Origin of the sequence: Mycobacterium sp. NPDC050853 (assembly GCF_040653875.1) — a bacterium.
In the GTDB taxonomy this organism is placed as follows: Bacteria; Actinomycetota; Actinomycetes; order Mycobacteriales; family Mycobacteriaceae; genus Mycobacterium.
Window position 1 is genome coordinate 332,083 of the sequence record NZ_JBFAGW010000002.1, and the last position, 15,980, is coordinate 348,062.

The following is a 15,980-nucleotide window of genomic DNA, read 5'->3' on the forward strand; positions in this document are numbered from 1 at the left end:
CAGCCTCACTGCACGATGTAGTGGCTCTCCTCGGGAGATGCGAGCATGCGCTCCATGGTCTTTCGATCGAATGGCCACAAGTCGACCGATCCGTCCTCAGTGAGGTACCACGAGTTACAGCCGGTGGCCCACACCGTGGGTTTCATCGCCTCGCGCGCTTGGTCATTGAATTCGTCCGTAGCCTCACGACTCACCTCAACCGTGGTGATCTCACCGAGGGCGAAACGACGAAGCCAGCTGACGATATATTCGGCGGTGCGCTCGGCCGTGTGCTGAAGCCAGATCGACCCGGTCGGCGAGTTGGGACCGAGCACGGTGAAGAAGTTCGGGAAGCCGGGGATAGCGGTCATACGGTAGGCCTTGGGCCCCTTCTCCCATGCCTCCTCAATCGAATATCCGTCTTTGCCAACCAGATTCATGGGACGCATGTAGTTGTGTGCCTGGAAACCGGTAGCCAGCACAATCACATCGAACTCACGCTCGACGCCATCGACCGTCACGATTCCGGTTGGCGTGACCCGGTCGATACGGTCGGTGACAATCTCGACATTCGGCTTCTGGACGGCGCGATGGAATGACCCGGATAGCACCTGCCGTTTGCACAGCGGCTCGTAATCCGGAGTGAGCTTCTGGCGCAACTCTTTATCGCGGATCAAATGCAGACAGGCCCGCGCGTACTGCTGCACCAGACGCCGCCCCCAGTTGGGCTTGGTCACGATGTTGACCAATGCATCGGTGCCCGTCAGCGCGCTGAACCGCACAATACGTTCCGTGGGCAACGCCTCCAACACCTTGGTAACGAACTTCGGCTGCCGCATCCCCATCGGTGCCCACAGCACCCATTGCGGGGTCCGGATAAAGGACGTCACCTGATTGACGATCGGTTGCAGCGCCGAAACCACCTGCACTCCAGTGGAACCCGTTCCGATGGCGGCGACTCGCTTGCCCTCCAGTTCCACCGAGTCATCCCAGCGGGCGGTGTGCACCACCGTCGCCCGGAAGCTGTCGAGCCCAGGGATATCGGGAATGTTCGGGTGATGCAGCACGCCGGTGGCGGCGATCAGGAAATCGCATTCGAGTATCTCCCCCGCCGCAGTGGTGACCCGCCACCCCGATCCAGTGAACTCGGCTGCCGTCACTTCCTGCCCACACCGGATATGCGGCATCACACCGAGGTCCTCGGCTGCCCGCCGGTGATACGCCTGAATCTCGCTACCGGTGGCGAAGACGCGGGGCCAGTCCGTTCTCGGCGCAAACGGGTACTGATAGGCCTGGGAGGGCACATCGCATGTCAGTCCCGGATAGCGGTTCCAGTACCAGACGCCGCCGACGTCATCGCCCTTCTCCAGAATCGTGAAATCGTCGAATCCGGCCTCTTTGAGCTTGTGGCCCACCGCAATTCCCGCCATGCCCGCGCCGATGACAATGACCCTCGGGGTGCGTTGGTTGCTCATTTCTCGTGCTCCCTACTCTGACGCTCGATCCGTTCGAGGTAGGCGCCGCGCGCGGTCAGGTCGAGCGACGTCAGGGCGCGGCGGTCGTCGATGAGCCGCCGGGCAAGTCGCTCAACGGGTTCGGGCACCAGCAGGTCCACCAGTCCCCAACCGAACGCGAGCCAGCCCGGCACCGAGATCTGTGCGCGGCGGGTGTCGACGCTTCGAACAATCGCGGCGCCCACATCTTCTGGGTCAACGGTCGGCATACCCTTCCCCAACGGCGCACCCGAGGCGAGTTCGGTCCGGACCGCGCTCGGTAGCACGCAGCTGATGCTCACGCCGCTGTTCCCGTACTCCTTGCGCAACGCAATCGATAGTCCGACAGCACCGAACTTGGAGGCGTTATAGGTGACCATGCCCGGGACTGCCAACTTGCCCGCCATCGACGCCACGTTCACGATGTGTCCGCGCCCGCGCGCCACCATCTCCGGCAACGCGGCCCGCGCACCGTTGAGCGGGCCACGCACGTTCACGTCGAGAATCAAGTCGGTGGTGCGCTCGTTTTCTTCGACGAATCCGCCCAGCGGCATGACACCCGCGTTGTTGATCAAGATGTCGACAGGTCCGGATTGGGCGCGCACCTGCTCAAGAAACGCGGTCCAGGACTCGGGCTTGGTGACATCGAGGGCGCCGGCCTGCGCTCGCGGGATTCCCTCCGCGGTCTCTTTGGCGACCACGTCATCGACATCGCCGATCCAGACATCGGCTCCCTGGTCAGCGAAGAGGCGCGCCGTCGCGGCCCCGATTCCCCTGGCTCCGCCGGTGATAACCACCACCGCGCCGCGCAGCTCGATCCTCGGATAACGACTCACATCAACCTCCAGCGGAATGGATTGTCAGTTTCGGAATGATATGTCATTCTTGATGAGTGTCAAGGTCGGTAGGATTGCCGCGTATGACGTCCAGCCCGTCCACACTCAGCCGCGCCGAGCGCAAGAAGCTTGAGATGCGGCAGGAGATTCTGGACGCCGCCTTTGCCTGCTTCGCCGAGCAGGGCTATCACGCGACGGGCGTCGCGGATATCGCCGGACGAATCGGGATCGGTCATGGGACCTTCTACCGGTACTTCAAGAGCAAGCGGGACATCATCGAGCATGTCATCGATGACGTCACCGGACAGATCTTTCAGGCGATCAGCGCCGAGAACGCCGCGGGGCTCGCCGACGATATCGCCCAATACCGCGGACAGTCGGTGCGTATCGGCGCTGCTCTCGCCCACCTGTTCCGCGAGAACCCGAAGCTGCCACTACTTCTGTTGGAGGCAGGCTCGGTTGACAGCGAGTTACGCGAGCGCGTGTTCGCCATGCTCTCCACAAGCGACCAGCTGACCGAGGCCTACCTGCGGCACGGTGTCGAAAAAGGTTACCTCCGTGCCGATCTCGATACCGAGAACACAGCCCGAGCGGTGACCGGCATGATTCTCGCCAATGGGTTGCATGCATCCCGGGGCGGCGAGGTGCAGGACACCGATCGATTCTCGGCGGCCGTCATCGCATTGATGTACGGCGGAATCGGCCCTTAACCGCCCACCCGGCGACACTGGGGGACGGCTCTCAGGTTCCACCCCCTAATCTTGCTGTCATGGCCGCAGTGAGCAAGGTGTTCGCAGCCAGGCTCTCAGGCCTGGTCGTTCTTGGTCCGGACGGTGAATCAATCGGACGGGTCCGCGATGTCGTGATCGGCATCGGGGTTGCTCGAAAACAGCCCCGAGTCATCGGTCTTGTCGTCGAAATGCTCACGCGCCGAAGGATCTTCGTTCCCATGCTGCGGGTCACCGCCATCGAGCCCGGCTCGGTGACCCTGACGACCGGCAATGTGTCGCTGCGGCGGTTCGCCCAGCGCCCCGGTGAAGCACTGGTCCTGGGGCAGGTGCTCGACACCACAGTCCACACCGACGATCCCAAGCTCGAACAGCTCGTGGGCGCCGACCTGACAGTGGTTGACCTGGGCCTGGAGCAGACCCGCACCCGCGACTGGGTGGTCACCCGGGTGGCGGTGCGCAGCCCGCGGCGGCTGGGTCGCCGCTCCGGGGTGCAGGTAACCGACTGGACTCACATCCACGGACTGACTGCTTCCACTCTGGAACTGCCCGGTCAGGGCGTGGCTCAGCTGATGCTCCAGTTCGAGGGCATGCGGCCCGCCGATGTCGCGGACGCGATCCGGGACCTGCCGCAGAAGAGGCGCGATGAGGTACTGAGCGCCTTCGACGACGAGCGGCTGGCCGACATTCTCCAGGAGCTGCCGGAGGACGACCAGGCCGACGTGCTGACCAGTCTGGAGAACGAGCGCGCTGCCGACGTGCTGGAGGCAATGGATCCCGACGACGCCGCCGATCTATTGGGCGAACTACCCCCGGCGGAAGCGGAATCACTTCTGGCACTGATGGATCCGGAAGATTCGGAACCTGTCCGTCGACTGTTGACCCACTCCCCCAATACCGCCGGCGGTCTGATGACCCCGGAACCGGTAGTCCTCAGTCCCAGCACCACCGTCGCCGAAGCCCTTGCACGCGTGCGCAATCCCGATCTGACCCCGGCACTGGCCTCGCTGGTATTCGTGGTCAGGCCGCCCACGGCGACTCCCACCGGGCGTTACCTAGGGTGTGTGCATCTGCAACGACTGCTGCGCGAGCCCCCGTACGCCATGGTGGGTGGCATCCTCGACTCCGATATGCCGCACCTCGACGCCGAGGCACCGCTCACCGAGGTAACCCGCTACTTCGCCGCGTACAACCTGGTGTGCGGCCCCGTTATCGACAGGGAGAACCACTTGCTCGGCGCGGTCACGGTCGATGACGTGTTGGACCACCTGATGCCAGAGGGCTGGCGCGCCGACGAACCCGAACCAGTACTGGGAGGTGACCGCCCGTGAGCGAGACATCGGCACGCCAGCGGCTCGACACCCCACGTACCTCTCGGGGGCTGTCGCTCGGCCTGAACGTGGAAGCGGTCGGGCAGGTCAGCGAGAACATCGCCCGGTTCCTGGGCACCGGTCGCTACCTCGCCATGCAGACGGTGTTCGTCATCGTGTGGATCATCCTGAATCTCTTCGCGGTGAGCATGCAATGGGATCCGTACCCGTTCATCCTGCTCAACCTCGCGTTCTCCACTCAGGCTGCCTACGCCGCGCCGCTGATCCTGCTGGCCCAGAACCGCCAGGAGAACCGCGACCGAGTATCGCTGGAAGAGGACCGTCGCCGGGCCGAACAGACCAAGGCCGATACCGAATACCTGGCGCGGGAGCTGGCAGCACTTCGGCTGGCGGTGGGCGAGGTCGCCACCCGCGACTATTTGCGGCGCGAGCTTGAAGAGCTCCACGAAGCAATCACAGCGCTTCGCGAGAAGTAAACCCAGTGACCCTATTTGGGTGTCACGATGCCCTGGTCATAGGCGTACACAATGGCCGCCGCCCGGTCCCGAAGGTCGAGCTTGACGAATATTCGGCCGATATGACTCTTCACCGTCACCTCGGAAATCACCAGCTGCTGGGCGATCTCGGAATTGGTTGACCCGGATGCGATGAGCGCCAGCACATCCAGCTCACGCGCGGTGAGCTTCTGCTCGACATCACCCGTGGTGGCGGCTGGTGCCCGCCGATAGGCGCTGAGCACGCGCGAGGTCACCGACGGATCCAAATATGCCTCGCCGCGGGCCACGGCATGCACAGCGCGGACCAGCTCCTCTGCCGGAGAGTCCTTGAGGATGAAACCCGCGGCACCGGCACGGAGCGCCCCCGAGAGCAGCTCGTCGTCGTCAAACGTGGTGAGCGCCAGTGCCGGCGGCCCCTCGGAGGCATGAAGTAGCCGAATGGCCTCGATACCGCTCATCTGCTTCATGCGCAGATCCATGATCACGACATCGGGCCGCACCCGAGTTACCGCCGCCGCGACCTCGCTGCCGTCGGCGCACTCCCCCACGATCGCGAACCCATCCTTGCGGCGCAGAATCCGGCGCAGCCCGGTACGTACCAGCTCCTGGTCGTCGACCAGCAGCACGCCCACCTCGGTTTCAGTCATGACGCCACAACACCTTCCGCCGCGGACGGCACGCTGATCCGGTGGACTCCAACGGCACCCTCGCCGACACCATCCAGCCGTCCCGCTCCCGCCCGGCACGGAACTCGCCGCCCAGAACCTCGACCCGCTGGCGCATACCCGATAGCCCACCCCCCGCACAGGCGACCGGGCGGGCGCCTGTCGGGAGGTCGTTGCTCACCGTCAGAGTCGCCGCGGCCCCGTTGATATCGAGGCGTACCGCGACCGACGATTCGGGGGAATGCTTGGCGATATTGGACAGCGATTCCTGTGCGACCCGGTAGAGCGCCAAACCCACTCCGGCACTCACGGACTCACCGGGCTCGTCGATTGTGGATTGCACCGTCATCCCCGCGGTGGTGAAGTCGGCTATCAGATCGGGGATATCGGCGATGCCGGGCTCCGGCGCCAACCGCATCGGCTCGACACCACCCGGTCCCGCGCTCAGCAGACCCACAGTGCCACGGATATCCGACATTGCCTGACGCCCAAGGCGTTCTGCATCGACCAACCCGGCGACGGCATCCTCCACATCACGATCCTCCTGCAGCGCCCGCCGGGCGCCGGTGAGGTGCAGCATCGTCACCGAGAGGGAATGGGCTATCACGTCATGGATTTCGCGCGCGATGCGTCGCCGTTCATCGGAGGCGGCCTGTTCCTGCATCCGGGCCTGCTGGGCCCGTTCCTGCAAGAGAAGCCGCTGTTGCAGCTGCAAGATGTGTCCGATCAGCCACCCGACCAGCACGAAGAACGCGTTGTAGAGCGAGAACGTCCCGAGGTGATGCAGCTGCTCGGCCACCACGAGTAGCGCTACACAGGCGCCGCAGGCAAGTAGCCCCGCACGCACGGAGGCGAGCGCGCCCACCTCGCCGATCATGAACATCAGCAGGAACGGCGCGGCGTCCACGACGTTCGCGGGCCACGTCAGGAACAGGGCCACTCCCGCAAGGCTGTAGGCCGCGCTCCCGAAGGTGCCGAGCTTGTATCCCGCCGTAAAGATGAGGATCGGAGCCAGCGCCACCAGGGCCGCCAGTGCCAGCAGCCACGGCCGGGTGAAACCGCGTTGTACTACTGCACACCCCACGACCAACAGCGTCCCGGTGTACATGACGACGGGGACAGTCCACGGGAACTCGTACGGCACCAGGGCACGGCGGCGGTACGCCCATTCCCGGAGCCGGTTCATAGTGCCAGCGTAGAGGCGGTAACCCTGTCGCACATCATGCTCGGCGCGGATGCGCGTGTCCTACCACGGTATGAGAAGAAGTGTCGCCCACAGCACGACGACTGCGCCGCCCGGTGTCCGTAACTTCACATGGCATGTGGGAAGCCATCGCAAGGTTCTGCAGCCGCTATGCGATTTTCGTCATCGGGCTCTGGATACTCGCCGCAGCGGCGGGCAATCTGCTTGTGCCGCAGGTGGAAAGCACGGCACACAACCACGCCCGTGGCTTTCTTCCGCAGAGCGCACCGGTGAACACCGCGGGCGCCGCCATGGGCAAGCAGTTCCAGGACGGCGACGGCGGAAACCTCAACTATCTGGTGTTGGAAAGCGACCACAAACTGGGGCCCGTCGAGCATCAGTACCACGATCGGCTGCTGACAAAACTGCGTGCGGACACCGCCCATCTGGACTCGGCGATGGACCTGTGGGCCGACCCGATGACGGCCGAGGGCGCGCTCAGCCCAGACGGGAAGGCCGCATACACAATGCTGCGCGTGACCGGCGAGCTCGGCGGTGCACAAGCCAACGCTTCCCTGGACGCCGTCCGGCAGATCGTTGCCAACGAGCCTGCGCCCACCGGCATGCACTCCTGGGTTACCGGGCCCGGCGCCACCATCGCCGACGAGCTCACCTCCATCGATACGCAGATGCTCACAATCACCGGCGTCACGGTGGTGCTCATCGCGGTGCTGCTGTTCGCCGTGTACCGATCGGCGATCACCGCTGCGATCCCATTGATCACCGTGGGTGTGGGCCTGGGCGTGGCACGCTCAATCGTGGCTTTCCTCGGGGAACGCAATCTCATCGAGGTTTCCATCTTCTCGGTAGCATTGCTCGCCGCCCTCGTGCTCGGCGCGGCGACCGATTACGGCATCTTCCTGCTCGGGCGCTATCACGAACAGCGGCGTTCGGGGCTGGACCATGAACAGTCACTAGCTATCGCCAACCGCAGCGTGGCACCGGTCATTGCGGCATCTGGGCTGACCATCGCCGCCGCCCTGTCCTGCCTGATGTTCGCCCAGGTCGGAATGCTGCGCAGCGCCGGATTACCTTGTGCCATAGGGATCCTCACCGGTATGGCAGCCTCGCTGACCCTGCTCCCCGCGCTTATCGGATTGGCCGGCCGCCGTGGACTGGCCCAGCCGCGTGCACTGCGCGAAGGGGCGAGCCGGCCTGGACACCGTTGGCGCCGGGTAGGCACCGTGGTCGCCCGCTGGCCGGGCCCGGTACTGGTCGGCTCAACGCTGGTGCTCATCGTGTGCGCCCTTCCCATCGCCGGCCTACGCCTTGGTTTCGACGAGCTTGCCGCGCAGCCACTTTCCACGCACGCCAACCGTGGGTATCAGGCGATGGATAGGCATTTCCCGCCGAACCGGTTGCTGCCGGAGATCGTCTCGATCCAAGCGGACCACGATCTGCGCAACCCGGCTGGCGTCATCGGTGTCGAGCGAGTTACCAAGAAGCTCATGGAAATTCCAGGAATTCGGATGGTGCAATCGGCCTCCCGTCCCGCGGGCGCCATCCCCGAGCAGGCGGCGCTGACCGAACAAGCGGGAATCATCGCCGATCAGCTGGATGACGGAACGACACAGATGAGCCAACGATTGGGGGCCGTCGACCAGCTCTCGTCGACCCTCAGCCAGTTCTCGGGAGCAATCGCCCAGCTGCAGAAGGGCCTCGCGGGCGGGGTGAGCGGTCTGGGAGAGCTCAGCGGCGGCGTCGGCGACATGCACTCGGGAATGAAGGCGTTACAAGACAATGTGTCTCAGGTGTCGGAGTACATGGATCCGCTGCGCAAGTTCACCAACGGTAATCCCAACTGCGCCAATGACGGCATCTGCTCCCTCGTGCTCAAGGCCGTCGAACCGATAGACTCCGTGGTGGCGGCGACCGCCTCACTGACCTCCAGCACCGCCAAATTCGGCGCAGGTGCCCAGGGAATGGAGAAGTCGTTCTCCGGCGCCGTCGATTCGGTGAAGAACATGCGCTCGACGGTGGCACAGTTGAGCACGATCACCGATCAACTGACCAAGGCGGTCGGCGAGACTCGCACCATGTTCTCCGGGCTGACCGAATACCTGCGCGCCATGCGCGAGGATTTCCGCAGCAGCGGCGAGGGTGGTTTCTACCTGCCCCAGCGCGCGTGGCAGGACCCGCGCTTCCAGCGGGCTGCCGGGCTGTACTTCGCCCCCGACGGCCGCTCGACCCGCATGCTGGTTTTCGGGGACGGCAAGGTTTTTGGCGCGGACGGCGCACATCGATCTCCACAGATCACACTCGCGGTGAGCGAGGCCACCAAGGAGGGCACCCTCGCTGGCAGCACGATGAACATCGCCGGATTCGGCACCGGCACTGCCGAATTGCGTGGATACGTCAGCGAGGACTTCTTGCTGCTGGCGGCCGTGGCGCTCGCGCTGGTCTTCCTCATCGTGCTGGCAATGCTGCGCAGCCCCGTGGCAGCCGCCGTGGTAATCGGCACCGTCGTCGTCTCGTACGCGTCCGCGCTCGGGATCACCACCCTGATCTGGCATGACTTGTTAGGACGCGATCTACACTGGTCGGCCCCATCGATTGCCCTCATCGCGCTGGTCGCGGTGGGCGCTGACTACAACCTGTTATTCACCATGCGCATGCGCGAAGAGATATTCCTGGATGGCGCCGGCCTGCGTACCGGGATGATCCGCGCCTTCGGCGGCACGGGCGGCGTGGTCACCACGGCCGGGATCGTCTTCGGTATCACTATGTTCGCAATGCTCTCCAGCGACGTGCTGAGCATCGAGCAGGTGGGCACCGCGATTGGCGTCGGGTTGATTATCGACACGCTCATCGTCAGAACGTTCGTCGTACCCGCGGTGGCGGGACTGCTGGGCAAGTGGTTCTGGTGGTCGCCGGTGCCACTGCTGCACGGACTGTTGTTCCGGTGGTCCAAGGCACGCTCACCCCGCACGGCCGGTGTGCTCTCGTACTTGGTGACGAGACCGTCGCGGCTGGAGAGGACAGGAGCCTAGACGTCCGGGGTGGCGTCCCTATCGATGAGGTGGCGTGGAAACGCCAGAATCCCGGCCACCGACAGCAGCCACGCGAGCAGGCGCACAATGCCGATTCCAATACCAGGCGCCAGACTGTGGTCGATGACCCAGGTTGACCATGCATCGAGGATGAGGGCGATGACCAGGCCGAACGCGACCGCGATCGAGATTCGGTCGAACTTCTCCCGCGCCGGCCAATAGTGCAGGACGGTCGCTGCGATCCCGACGAGAAACACCACGGCAAGGCGCACGCTGTCCAGGCCGGAGAACACTGTGAAGGCGAACCCTACGACGTAGAGCATCATCGCCGACGCTTTGACCGAGGTCGCGTCCAGCCGCAGACCAGCGACGATAATCATCGGAGTACCGCCAACGCAAGGAAACTCGGCACGAGCTAAGAGTACCCAGGTGACAGTGCAATTGCGACGCCATACAGCGAAGTTTTTACAATGAGGGTTGGCTACCCCATTCTGCGTGCGAGATCCTCCCTCGCCGATTGCGCCTGGTCTGGGGTCAACAGCGGGTTGGCATAAACATCAACCAAGGCCGCCGCCATCTTGAGATCACCCTCGGGCGAACCGATATCCACGCCGAGTCCGCGCGAAACATGTTGCTGAAGTAGAGGCACCGCCAAGGCCATGGCGGTAATGACGGTCGCGCGGGACTTGACGTCGATATCGGCCGGATAGACGCGGTTGTGGTCAGCACTGGCCAGCCAGCCTTCGGTCATCGCGACCATCTCGTCGAATATCTGCCCCGCCGAGCCGTCAACCAGCGCCCTGGTGATGTAGTCCTGGTACTGGCCGATCGGAATGCGGGCGGAAACGTAGTGCACGTCACCGCGTTCCACATTCGCCTGGACCTGCTCATTGATGTTGCGCATCGTCTTGACGAGGTATTCCTCGCATGCATCGCGCAGTTCCTGCTTGGACCCGAAATGATGGCGCAACAGTCCTGAGGACACACCAGCGCGAGCGGCGATCCCCCGGATGGTGGCGCCGTCATATCCCTTCTCGCCGAACTCATGTAGGGCCGCATCCCGTATCCGGGCGCGGGCGGTGAGGTCGTCGGGATCCACGGTCTCCATTTCCAAATGCTACACGACTGGACAATTGACTACACGCTTGTATAGTCGAGTTCATGCGTATCGACACCAGCGGCATCACCCCCGAGGAAGAGACCGCCTTCCTCACCCTCAAGGCCCGCGCCGTCAACAACGGTTGGAGGCGACCGATCCTGTCGGACCCGGGCGCAGCGGCGGCCGTCGACCAGATCGACTACAACTTCGACGCGCTGGGGGTGATCAGCCCGGTGGTGTGCCAATCATCTTTGCGCGCAAAACTTCTCGACGATCGCGTACGTTCCTTTGTTACCGAACATCCCAATGCCGTGGTGGTCGACCTGGGAGCCGGTCTGGATGACGGGTATCGACGCGTAAGGCCACCCGCGACCGTCGATTGGTACAGCGTCGACCTCCCCGGGATGGCGGCATTGCGCGATGACGTCATGCCCCCAGGACCGAGTGAGCACACCATCGGGGTGTCCGTCACCGACCCGGCGTGGATCGCAGGCATCCCATCGGATCGTCCGGCGATGGTCATCGCCGACGGCCTTTTCGCATTCCTGACCAAGGAACAAATCATCGCCGCAATGCGGGCCATCACCGACCACTTCCCCAGCGGACAGTTGGCATTCAACGACTATGGCCGCATGGCGATAGGTGTGTGGATCTCAAAACTGTTCCCACAGAAGATGTTCAAGAAGGTCAACCAGCTACGCGGGTTTGAGGGATACAACGATCCACGCACCCCGGAGCGCTGGAATCCGAAGCTCAAGTTCGTCGAGGAGTTCAGCATGGTGGACGCGCCCGAGGTGGAGCTGTTTCCGACCTGGGTGCGGATCTCCTCACGGATGGCGCGGTACAGCGAGTCGATGAGACGGTCGGCACGCATCCTGCGGTTCGAGTTCTAGGCGCGCGCGCCTTCGGAATGCAGCATGAGGGCACGCCGCGCGTCGACGAGCGGGAACACGTAGTAGGTCTGTACGGCTAAGCACAGCCAAATCGGGAGGTTCATGGCAATGATCGCGGGATTCGCGTCGTCATCAAAGCCCTGCAGAACCGCTAGACCCGTCCACATGACGATGGTGGACAAGATCAATCGCCCGAAAAAGCGGGGACGCTGCCCAGCGCGCCACAAATACACATCAGCCAGACGAATGGCCGCGACTTTTACAGACGGATCAGTGGGCATCGGGCCACGCACCAAGACCCTGGCCGCCTGCCGATAGTACTGCGGTGCAATATCTTTCACTGCGGCCCGATACTTCACACCATCTATCTGCCCCATGGCCGCGCCCAGTGCCCCAAATACGATCCCGCCGACGCCGACGGCGATCCACCACCCCACCTGCTCTCTGGGCTGCTGCCCAGTTGATCGCCAAAAAGCCAACACAAGACTTCCCATCACCCACCAGATGACAATCGATGCGAGCAGTTGTACCCACACGGGGGCGAGTGCGAGCCGGACTGTCATGCGCGTGCTTCCAACTCAGCCGAAGTCAACAGCGCGACACGCGCTCGCACGAGACGTGGAACGTGAAATTTCTGCACGGCCTGGTATGCCCACAGCGCCGCTACCGCGAGCCACGCTGCGGATAGGTTCGGGACACTCCCGTCCCGATTCATGAACCATGCGTTGAACACACAGATAGCAACGACAAACACCGACATGCCGATGCTGAACCGTCGGCCTGGCATCGCCTGTTTCAGGTAACGCTGCGCAACGGCGAGCGCCGCCGATCGCAACTCCCTGCTCTCCGGAAGCGGTCCTCGAGTGATCGCCCTGTAGACATCGCGGTACCTGGCCGGCGGTACTTCCGACATGAGTCGTTGATAGGACCGGACTTGAAAGTCCCACACCCATGCACCAAGCAGCCCCAGTGAGGTACAGGTGACGAGCACGATCTGCGGCGCAAAACCGTCGTAATGGAACGCGCCGAGAAACAAGAAGGCAGCAAGCAGCCACCCCAATACCACCCAAGTCAGATAGCGAACCGAAGCAGGTTCGAATAGCAAGCGCAGCTCCACTTGCTCAATATAGCTAATTGCAGGTAAACGCGACATAGGAAGTCGCCACCGCGCTTGCTAGCGAGGATGAAATCAGTCGCGACGGAACTTGCCGACGACCTTTCGGACCACCAGCACCGCAACCACGGCACCGAAGCCCAGGATGGTGAACTTGATGGCCGGCTTGTTCAGGGTCGCGAGCACCGAAGCCTTGGCGTCCTCGGCCAGACGCTGCGGATTGGCGCGGTCACTCAGGGTGTCGACTGTCGCCGCAAGCTGATCGCGCGCCTTGTCGATGTCGGCCTTGATTGCTTCGGGATCCCTGGCCACCTGACACTCCTCCACGTCTGCAGTTGAACTCAAGCAACTACCCTAGGGCAACAACTGTACGGGTCAACAGAAAGGCACCGGCCATGGCGGAGACCAAGCGACTCGAGGTTGGCGACAAAGCGCCGGCGTTCACCCTGCTCGACGCCGACGGCAACAAGGTGTCGCTGTCCTCATACAAGGGCCGCAAGGTGATCGTCTACTTCTATCCGGCCGCCCTGACGCCAGGTTGCACCAAGCAGGCCTGCGATTTCCGCGACAGCCTCGCTGAACTCAACGGTGCCGGTCTCGACGTCATCGGCATCTCCCCCGACAAGCCCGAGAAGCTGGCCAAGTTTCGCGAGCACGATGGTGTGAACTTCCCGCTGCTGTCTGATCCCGACAAGACAACACTCACCGCGTATGGCGCCTTCGGTGAGAAGAAGCTGTACGGGAAGATCGTTGTGGGCGTCATCCGATCGACCTTCGTCGTAGACGAAAAGGGCAACATCGAGGTAGCGCAGTACAACGTGAAGGCAACCGGACACGTCGCCAAGCTGCGCCGCGACCTGTCCGTCTAGGCGGCCGACTCGACGCCGTTCAGACGCTCGGACTCTGGGTTGGGCGCACTTCTGAATCCTGTTCGCGCAGGTGATGTTCCAGCGTGGTACGCAGATCGACCATGAAATCGATGAACTGCCGACGCTGCTCGGCCGGGTACTGACTCATCATCTCGTCGAGGCGATCGCCCAGCGGTCCGAAGTACTGCTCGGCCAACCCTCGGACGTGCTCTGTGGCGTGCAAGCTGACCACGCGCCGGTCCGCCTGCTCCCGCACACGTACAACGTGATGCGCACGCTCGAGCCGATTGACCAGCGCCGTCGTCGCACCCGATGTCAGGGCGACACGCTCGCCGAGCCTGGCCGGTGACAACGGTTCATCTCGCCGCTCGGCCTCAACGATCTCCAGCAACGCGACCGCGTCGGTGTGATGCGTCTCCAGCGATGCCGCGAGGTGCCTACCCAGCTCCGCGAAGGTCGCGTCCAGGCTGTGCATCTCTGCCATAAGCAGAATACGTTGTGCCACAACGTCACCAGACGTCTTCCGTGCCACGGAACCTCCTTTGCCTCCGTTTCCGGCGGCATTTTGACAAGCAACTCTCGACACCATACCTTCTTCATGAAGTTACTTCACCATGAAGGAATATCATGAACCTGCCAGATAACGCCCGCAGATGGTTGGGCTTGGTCGCCATCGCGTTAGGGGTGGCCCTGATCGTCGTGGACACCACGATCGTCAACGTCATCATTCCCTCGATCGTGCGCGATCTCGGTGTTACGTCCGTTCAAGCGCAGTGGGTGCAGGAGTCCTACGCGATCGTGTTCGCGGCGCTGCTATTGCTCGTCGGCCGCGCTTCCGACATTCTCGGCGCCCGCCGCGTCTTCCTCACCGGCGTAATCATTTTCGGCGCCACTAGCCTGCTGGCGGGCCTGGCTCCGACCGGTGAGTGGTTGGTGCTGGCACGCTTCTTGCAGGGCGCGGGAGCGGCCCTGATCTTGCCGACATCGCTTGCTCTACTCAACGTGCTGTTCACCGGCAAGGCGCGAGGCCAGGCGTTCGCGATCTGGGGGTCCACAATCGGCGCCGCTACAGCGCTGGGGCCCCTACTCGGCGGCTGGCTGTCCGAACATGCCTCGTGGCGTTGGGCTTTCGGGATCAACATTCCTCTCGTCGCGGTGATCTGCATTGGCGCCCTGATGTTCATCCCGCGCTCACCACGCACCAGCGCGGGAGTAGATGTCCTGGGCGCGGTGTACTCGACCATCGGCCTGGGACTACTCGCCTTCGGTTTGATCGACGGCCGCACATACGGATGGGTCCGCAGCACCGAGCCGTTTCAGCTTCTCGGCATACGGTGGACGTTCGGCATCTCGCCCGTATTCGTCGCTCTGGTCCTGGCGGCGTTGGGCCTAGTTGCGTTCACCGCCCGCCAAGTCGCCCTGACCCGCGGCATCGCGCCGGGGCAGCCGACCAAAGCTCTGATGGATGTCCGGCTCCTGTCCATCAGCTCTTTCCGCAACGGCAACATTGCAACGCTGATTATCGGGCTGGGCGAGTTCGGCATCGTGGCGGTCCTTCCACTGTGGCTGCAGTTCGCGTTGGGATACAGCCCCGTCCAGGCGGGGTTGGCTCTGGTGCCCGTGGCGCTCGGCAGCTTCGTGGCTAGTGGCGCCAGCTTCGGCATGGCCCAAAAGATCTCGTCTCTCGGCCTGGTCCGTATCGGTTTGGCGTTGGAGGCGTTGGGATTGGCCGTGCTCGGATTCCTAGCGCGGCCCGACAGCACATGGTGGGCCATCGCGGCGACACTGTTCGTCTACGGAATTGGCGTCGGGTTCGCGACCGCGCAGGTGACCAACGTGGTGCTCGCCGACGTCCCCGAGCACAGCTCCGGTCAGGGGTCCGGCCTGCAGAGCGTGTTTCGTCAGCTCGGGTCAGCCCTGGGGATCGCGGTACTCACGTCAACTTTCTTCAGCGTTCTCGGCTCGCGGCTCAGCGGCAGTCTGGCGGCACTCGGCGTGCCCGGGCCCCAATCCGAGGCCACCACCCACGCGGTCGTGGGCAGCGCGGGCGCCGCTATCGAGACACTCGCCGCGCAACCACACACGGCGGCAATCGCCAACGCCGCCCGCGACGCAATGGCGCACGGCGTCGCGCTGGGCAGCTATCTAGCTGCGAGTTTTCTCGTGGCAGGGCTCATTGCGACTGCACTCATCGCCTCAGTCCCAGCACCGACTGAGCCGGCTGCCGAAACCCGAATCTGAGG

17 protein-coding genes are annotated in these 15,980 nt (G+C 63.6%); 7 read left to right on the forward strand and 10 right to left on the reverse strand.

What is annotated here, in order from left to right:
• Positions 1-5: 5 nt before the first annotated feature.
• Positions 6-1,454: an NAD(P)/FAD-dependent oxidoreductase gene (locus tag AB0H22_RS09965; protein WP_358146509.1), complete on the reverse strand. Its 1,449-nt coding sequence runs from the start codon at positions 1,452-1,454 to the stop codon at positions 6-8.
• Complete coding sequence (locus AB0H22_RS09970; protein WP_180751691.1) at positions 1,451-2,308, reverse strand: SDR family oxidoreductase; 858 nt, start codon at positions 2,306-2,308, stop codon at positions 1,451-1,453. Before AB0H22_RS09970 ends, AB0H22_RS09965 begins: the two co-directional genes overlap by 4 nt.
• 83 nt (positions 2,309-2,391) lie before the next feature.
• On the opposite strand from AB0H22_RS09970, the gene AB0H22_RS09975 reads away from it, so the two are divergent.
• Genes AB0H22_RS09975 through AB0H22_RS09985 form a run of 3 tightly spaced genes read left to right on the forward strand, consistent with a single transcriptional unit; the run spans position 2,392 to position 4,843 of the window.
• Positions 2,392-3,018: a TetR/AcrR family transcriptional regulator gene (locus tag AB0H22_RS09975; protein WP_180751690.1), complete on the forward strand. Its 627-nt coding sequence runs from the start codon at positions 2,392-2,394 to the stop codon at positions 3,016-3,018.
• A 59-nt stretch (positions 3,019-3,077) separates the two neighbouring features.
• Positions 3,078-4,367 (forward strand): CBS domain-containing protein, encoded by a 1,290-nt coding sequence (locus AB0H22_RS09980; RefSeq protein ID WP_180751689.1) that lies wholly within the window; start codon positions 3,078-3,080, stop codon positions 4,365-4,367.
• Entirely contained in the window at positions 4,364-4,843 is a 480-nt protein-coding gene (locus AB0H22_RS09985) for a DUF1003 domain-containing protein (protein ID WP_180751688.1), read from the forward strand. Before AB0H22_RS09980 ends, AB0H22_RS09985 begins: the two co-directional genes overlap by 4 nt.
• Before the next feature lie 11 nt (positions 4,844-4,854).
• Here AB0H22_RS09985 and AB0H22_RS09990 read toward each other — a convergent pair whose 3' ends face one another.
• Both AB0H22_RS09990 and AB0H22_RS09995 read right to left on the reverse strand, forming a co-directional pair.
• Positions 4,855-5,511 (reverse strand): response regulator transcription factor, encoded by a 657-nt coding sequence (locus AB0H22_RS09990; protein ID WP_180751687.1) that lies wholly within the window; start codon positions 5,509-5,511, stop codon positions 4,855-4,857.
• Entirely contained in the window at positions 5,504-6,715 is a 1,212-nt protein-coding gene (locus AB0H22_RS09995) for a histidine kinase (protein ID WP_358146510.1), read from the reverse strand. Before AB0H22_RS09995 ends, AB0H22_RS09990 begins: the two co-directional genes overlap by 8 nt.
• A 134-nt stretch (positions 6,716-6,849) precedes the next feature.
• Here AB0H22_RS09995 and AB0H22_RS10000 point away from each other — a divergent pair, with 134 nt between their 5' ends.
• Positions 6,850-9,762, forward strand: a complete 2,913-nt coding sequence (locus AB0H22_RS10000) for an RND family transporter (protein WP_358146511.1) — start codon at positions 6,850-6,852, stop codon at positions 9,760-9,762.
• On the opposite strand, the gene AB0H22_RS10005 is transcribed toward AB0H22_RS10000, so the two are convergent.
• Positions 9,759-10,142 (reverse strand): hypothetical protein, encoded by a 384-nt coding sequence (locus tag AB0H22_RS10005; RefSeq protein WP_358146512.1) that lies wholly within the window; start codon positions 10,140-10,142, stop codon positions 9,759-9,761. The two genes, AB0H22_RS10000 and AB0H22_RS10005, sit on opposite strands and share 4 nt — an antisense overlap.
• A gap of 101 nt (positions 10,143-10,243) precedes the next feature.
• On the reverse strand, positions 10,244-10,870 hold the full coding sequence (locus AB0H22_RS10010; protein ID WP_358146513.1) for a helix-turn-helix domain-containing protein: 627 nt from the start codon (positions 10,868-10,870) through the stop codon (positions 10,244-10,246).
• A 53-nt stretch (positions 10,871-10,923) separates the two neighbouring features.
• Between AB0H22_RS10010 and AB0H22_RS10015 the strand changes: the two genes are divergently transcribed.
• Entirely contained in the window at positions 10,924-11,754 is an 831-nt protein-coding gene (locus tag AB0H22_RS10015; RefSeq protein ID WP_358146514.1) for a class I SAM-dependent methyltransferase, read from the forward strand.
• Here AB0H22_RS10015 and AB0H22_RS10020 read toward each other — a convergent pair.
• The 3 genes from AB0H22_RS10020 to AB0H22_RS10030 form a co-directional block, all read right to left on the reverse strand.
• Positions 11,751-12,290 (reverse strand): hypothetical protein, encoded by a 540-nt coding sequence (locus AB0H22_RS10020; RefSeq protein ID WP_358146515.1) that lies wholly within the window; start codon positions 12,288-12,290, stop codon positions 11,751-11,753. The two genes, AB0H22_RS10015 and AB0H22_RS10020, sit on opposite strands and share 4 nt — an antisense overlap.
• A 23-nt stretch (positions 12,291-12,313) precedes the next feature.
• The gene (locus AB0H22_RS10025; RefSeq protein WP_358146516.1) at positions 12,314-12,871 is read right to left on the reverse strand and encodes a hypothetical protein; all 558 of its coding nucleotides are present in this window, start codon (positions 12,869-12,871) and stop codon (positions 12,314-12,316) included.
• A 72-nt stretch (positions 12,872-12,943) separates the two neighbouring features.
• Positions 12,944-13,180 carry a DUF3618 domain-containing protein gene (locus AB0H22_RS10030; protein WP_078353241.1) on the reverse strand — a complete coding sequence of 79 codons (237 nt, stop codon included), beginning with the start codon at positions 13,178-13,180 and terminating at the stop codon, positions 12,944-12,946.
• An 83-nt stretch (positions 13,181-13,263) separates the two neighbouring features.
• On the opposite strand from AB0H22_RS10030, the gene bcp reads away from it, so the two are divergent.
• On the forward strand, positions 13,264-13,737 hold the full coding sequence (bcp, locus tag AB0H22_RS10035) for a thioredoxin-dependent thiol peroxidase (RefSeq protein WP_358146517.1): 474 nt from the start codon (positions 13,264-13,266) through the stop codon (positions 13,735-13,737).
• 19 nt (positions 13,738-13,756) lie between these two features.
• Here the strand turns inward: bcp and AB0H22_RS10040 are convergent, their stop codons facing one another.
• Positions 13,757-14,269, reverse strand: coding sequence for a MarR family transcriptional regulator (locus AB0H22_RS10040; protein ID WP_358146518.1), 513 nt, complete (start codon positions 14,267-14,269; stop codon positions 13,757-13,759).
• A 95-nt stretch (positions 14,270-14,364) separates the two neighbouring features.
• On the opposite strand from AB0H22_RS10040, the gene AB0H22_RS10045 reads away from it, so the two are divergent.
• On the forward strand, positions 14,365-15,978 hold the full coding sequence (locus AB0H22_RS10045; RefSeq protein WP_358146519.1) for a DHA2 family efflux MFS transporter permease subunit: 1,614 nt from the start codon (positions 14,365-14,367) through the stop codon (positions 15,976-15,978).
• The last annotated feature ends 2 nt before the right edge of the window (positions 15,979-15,980 follow it).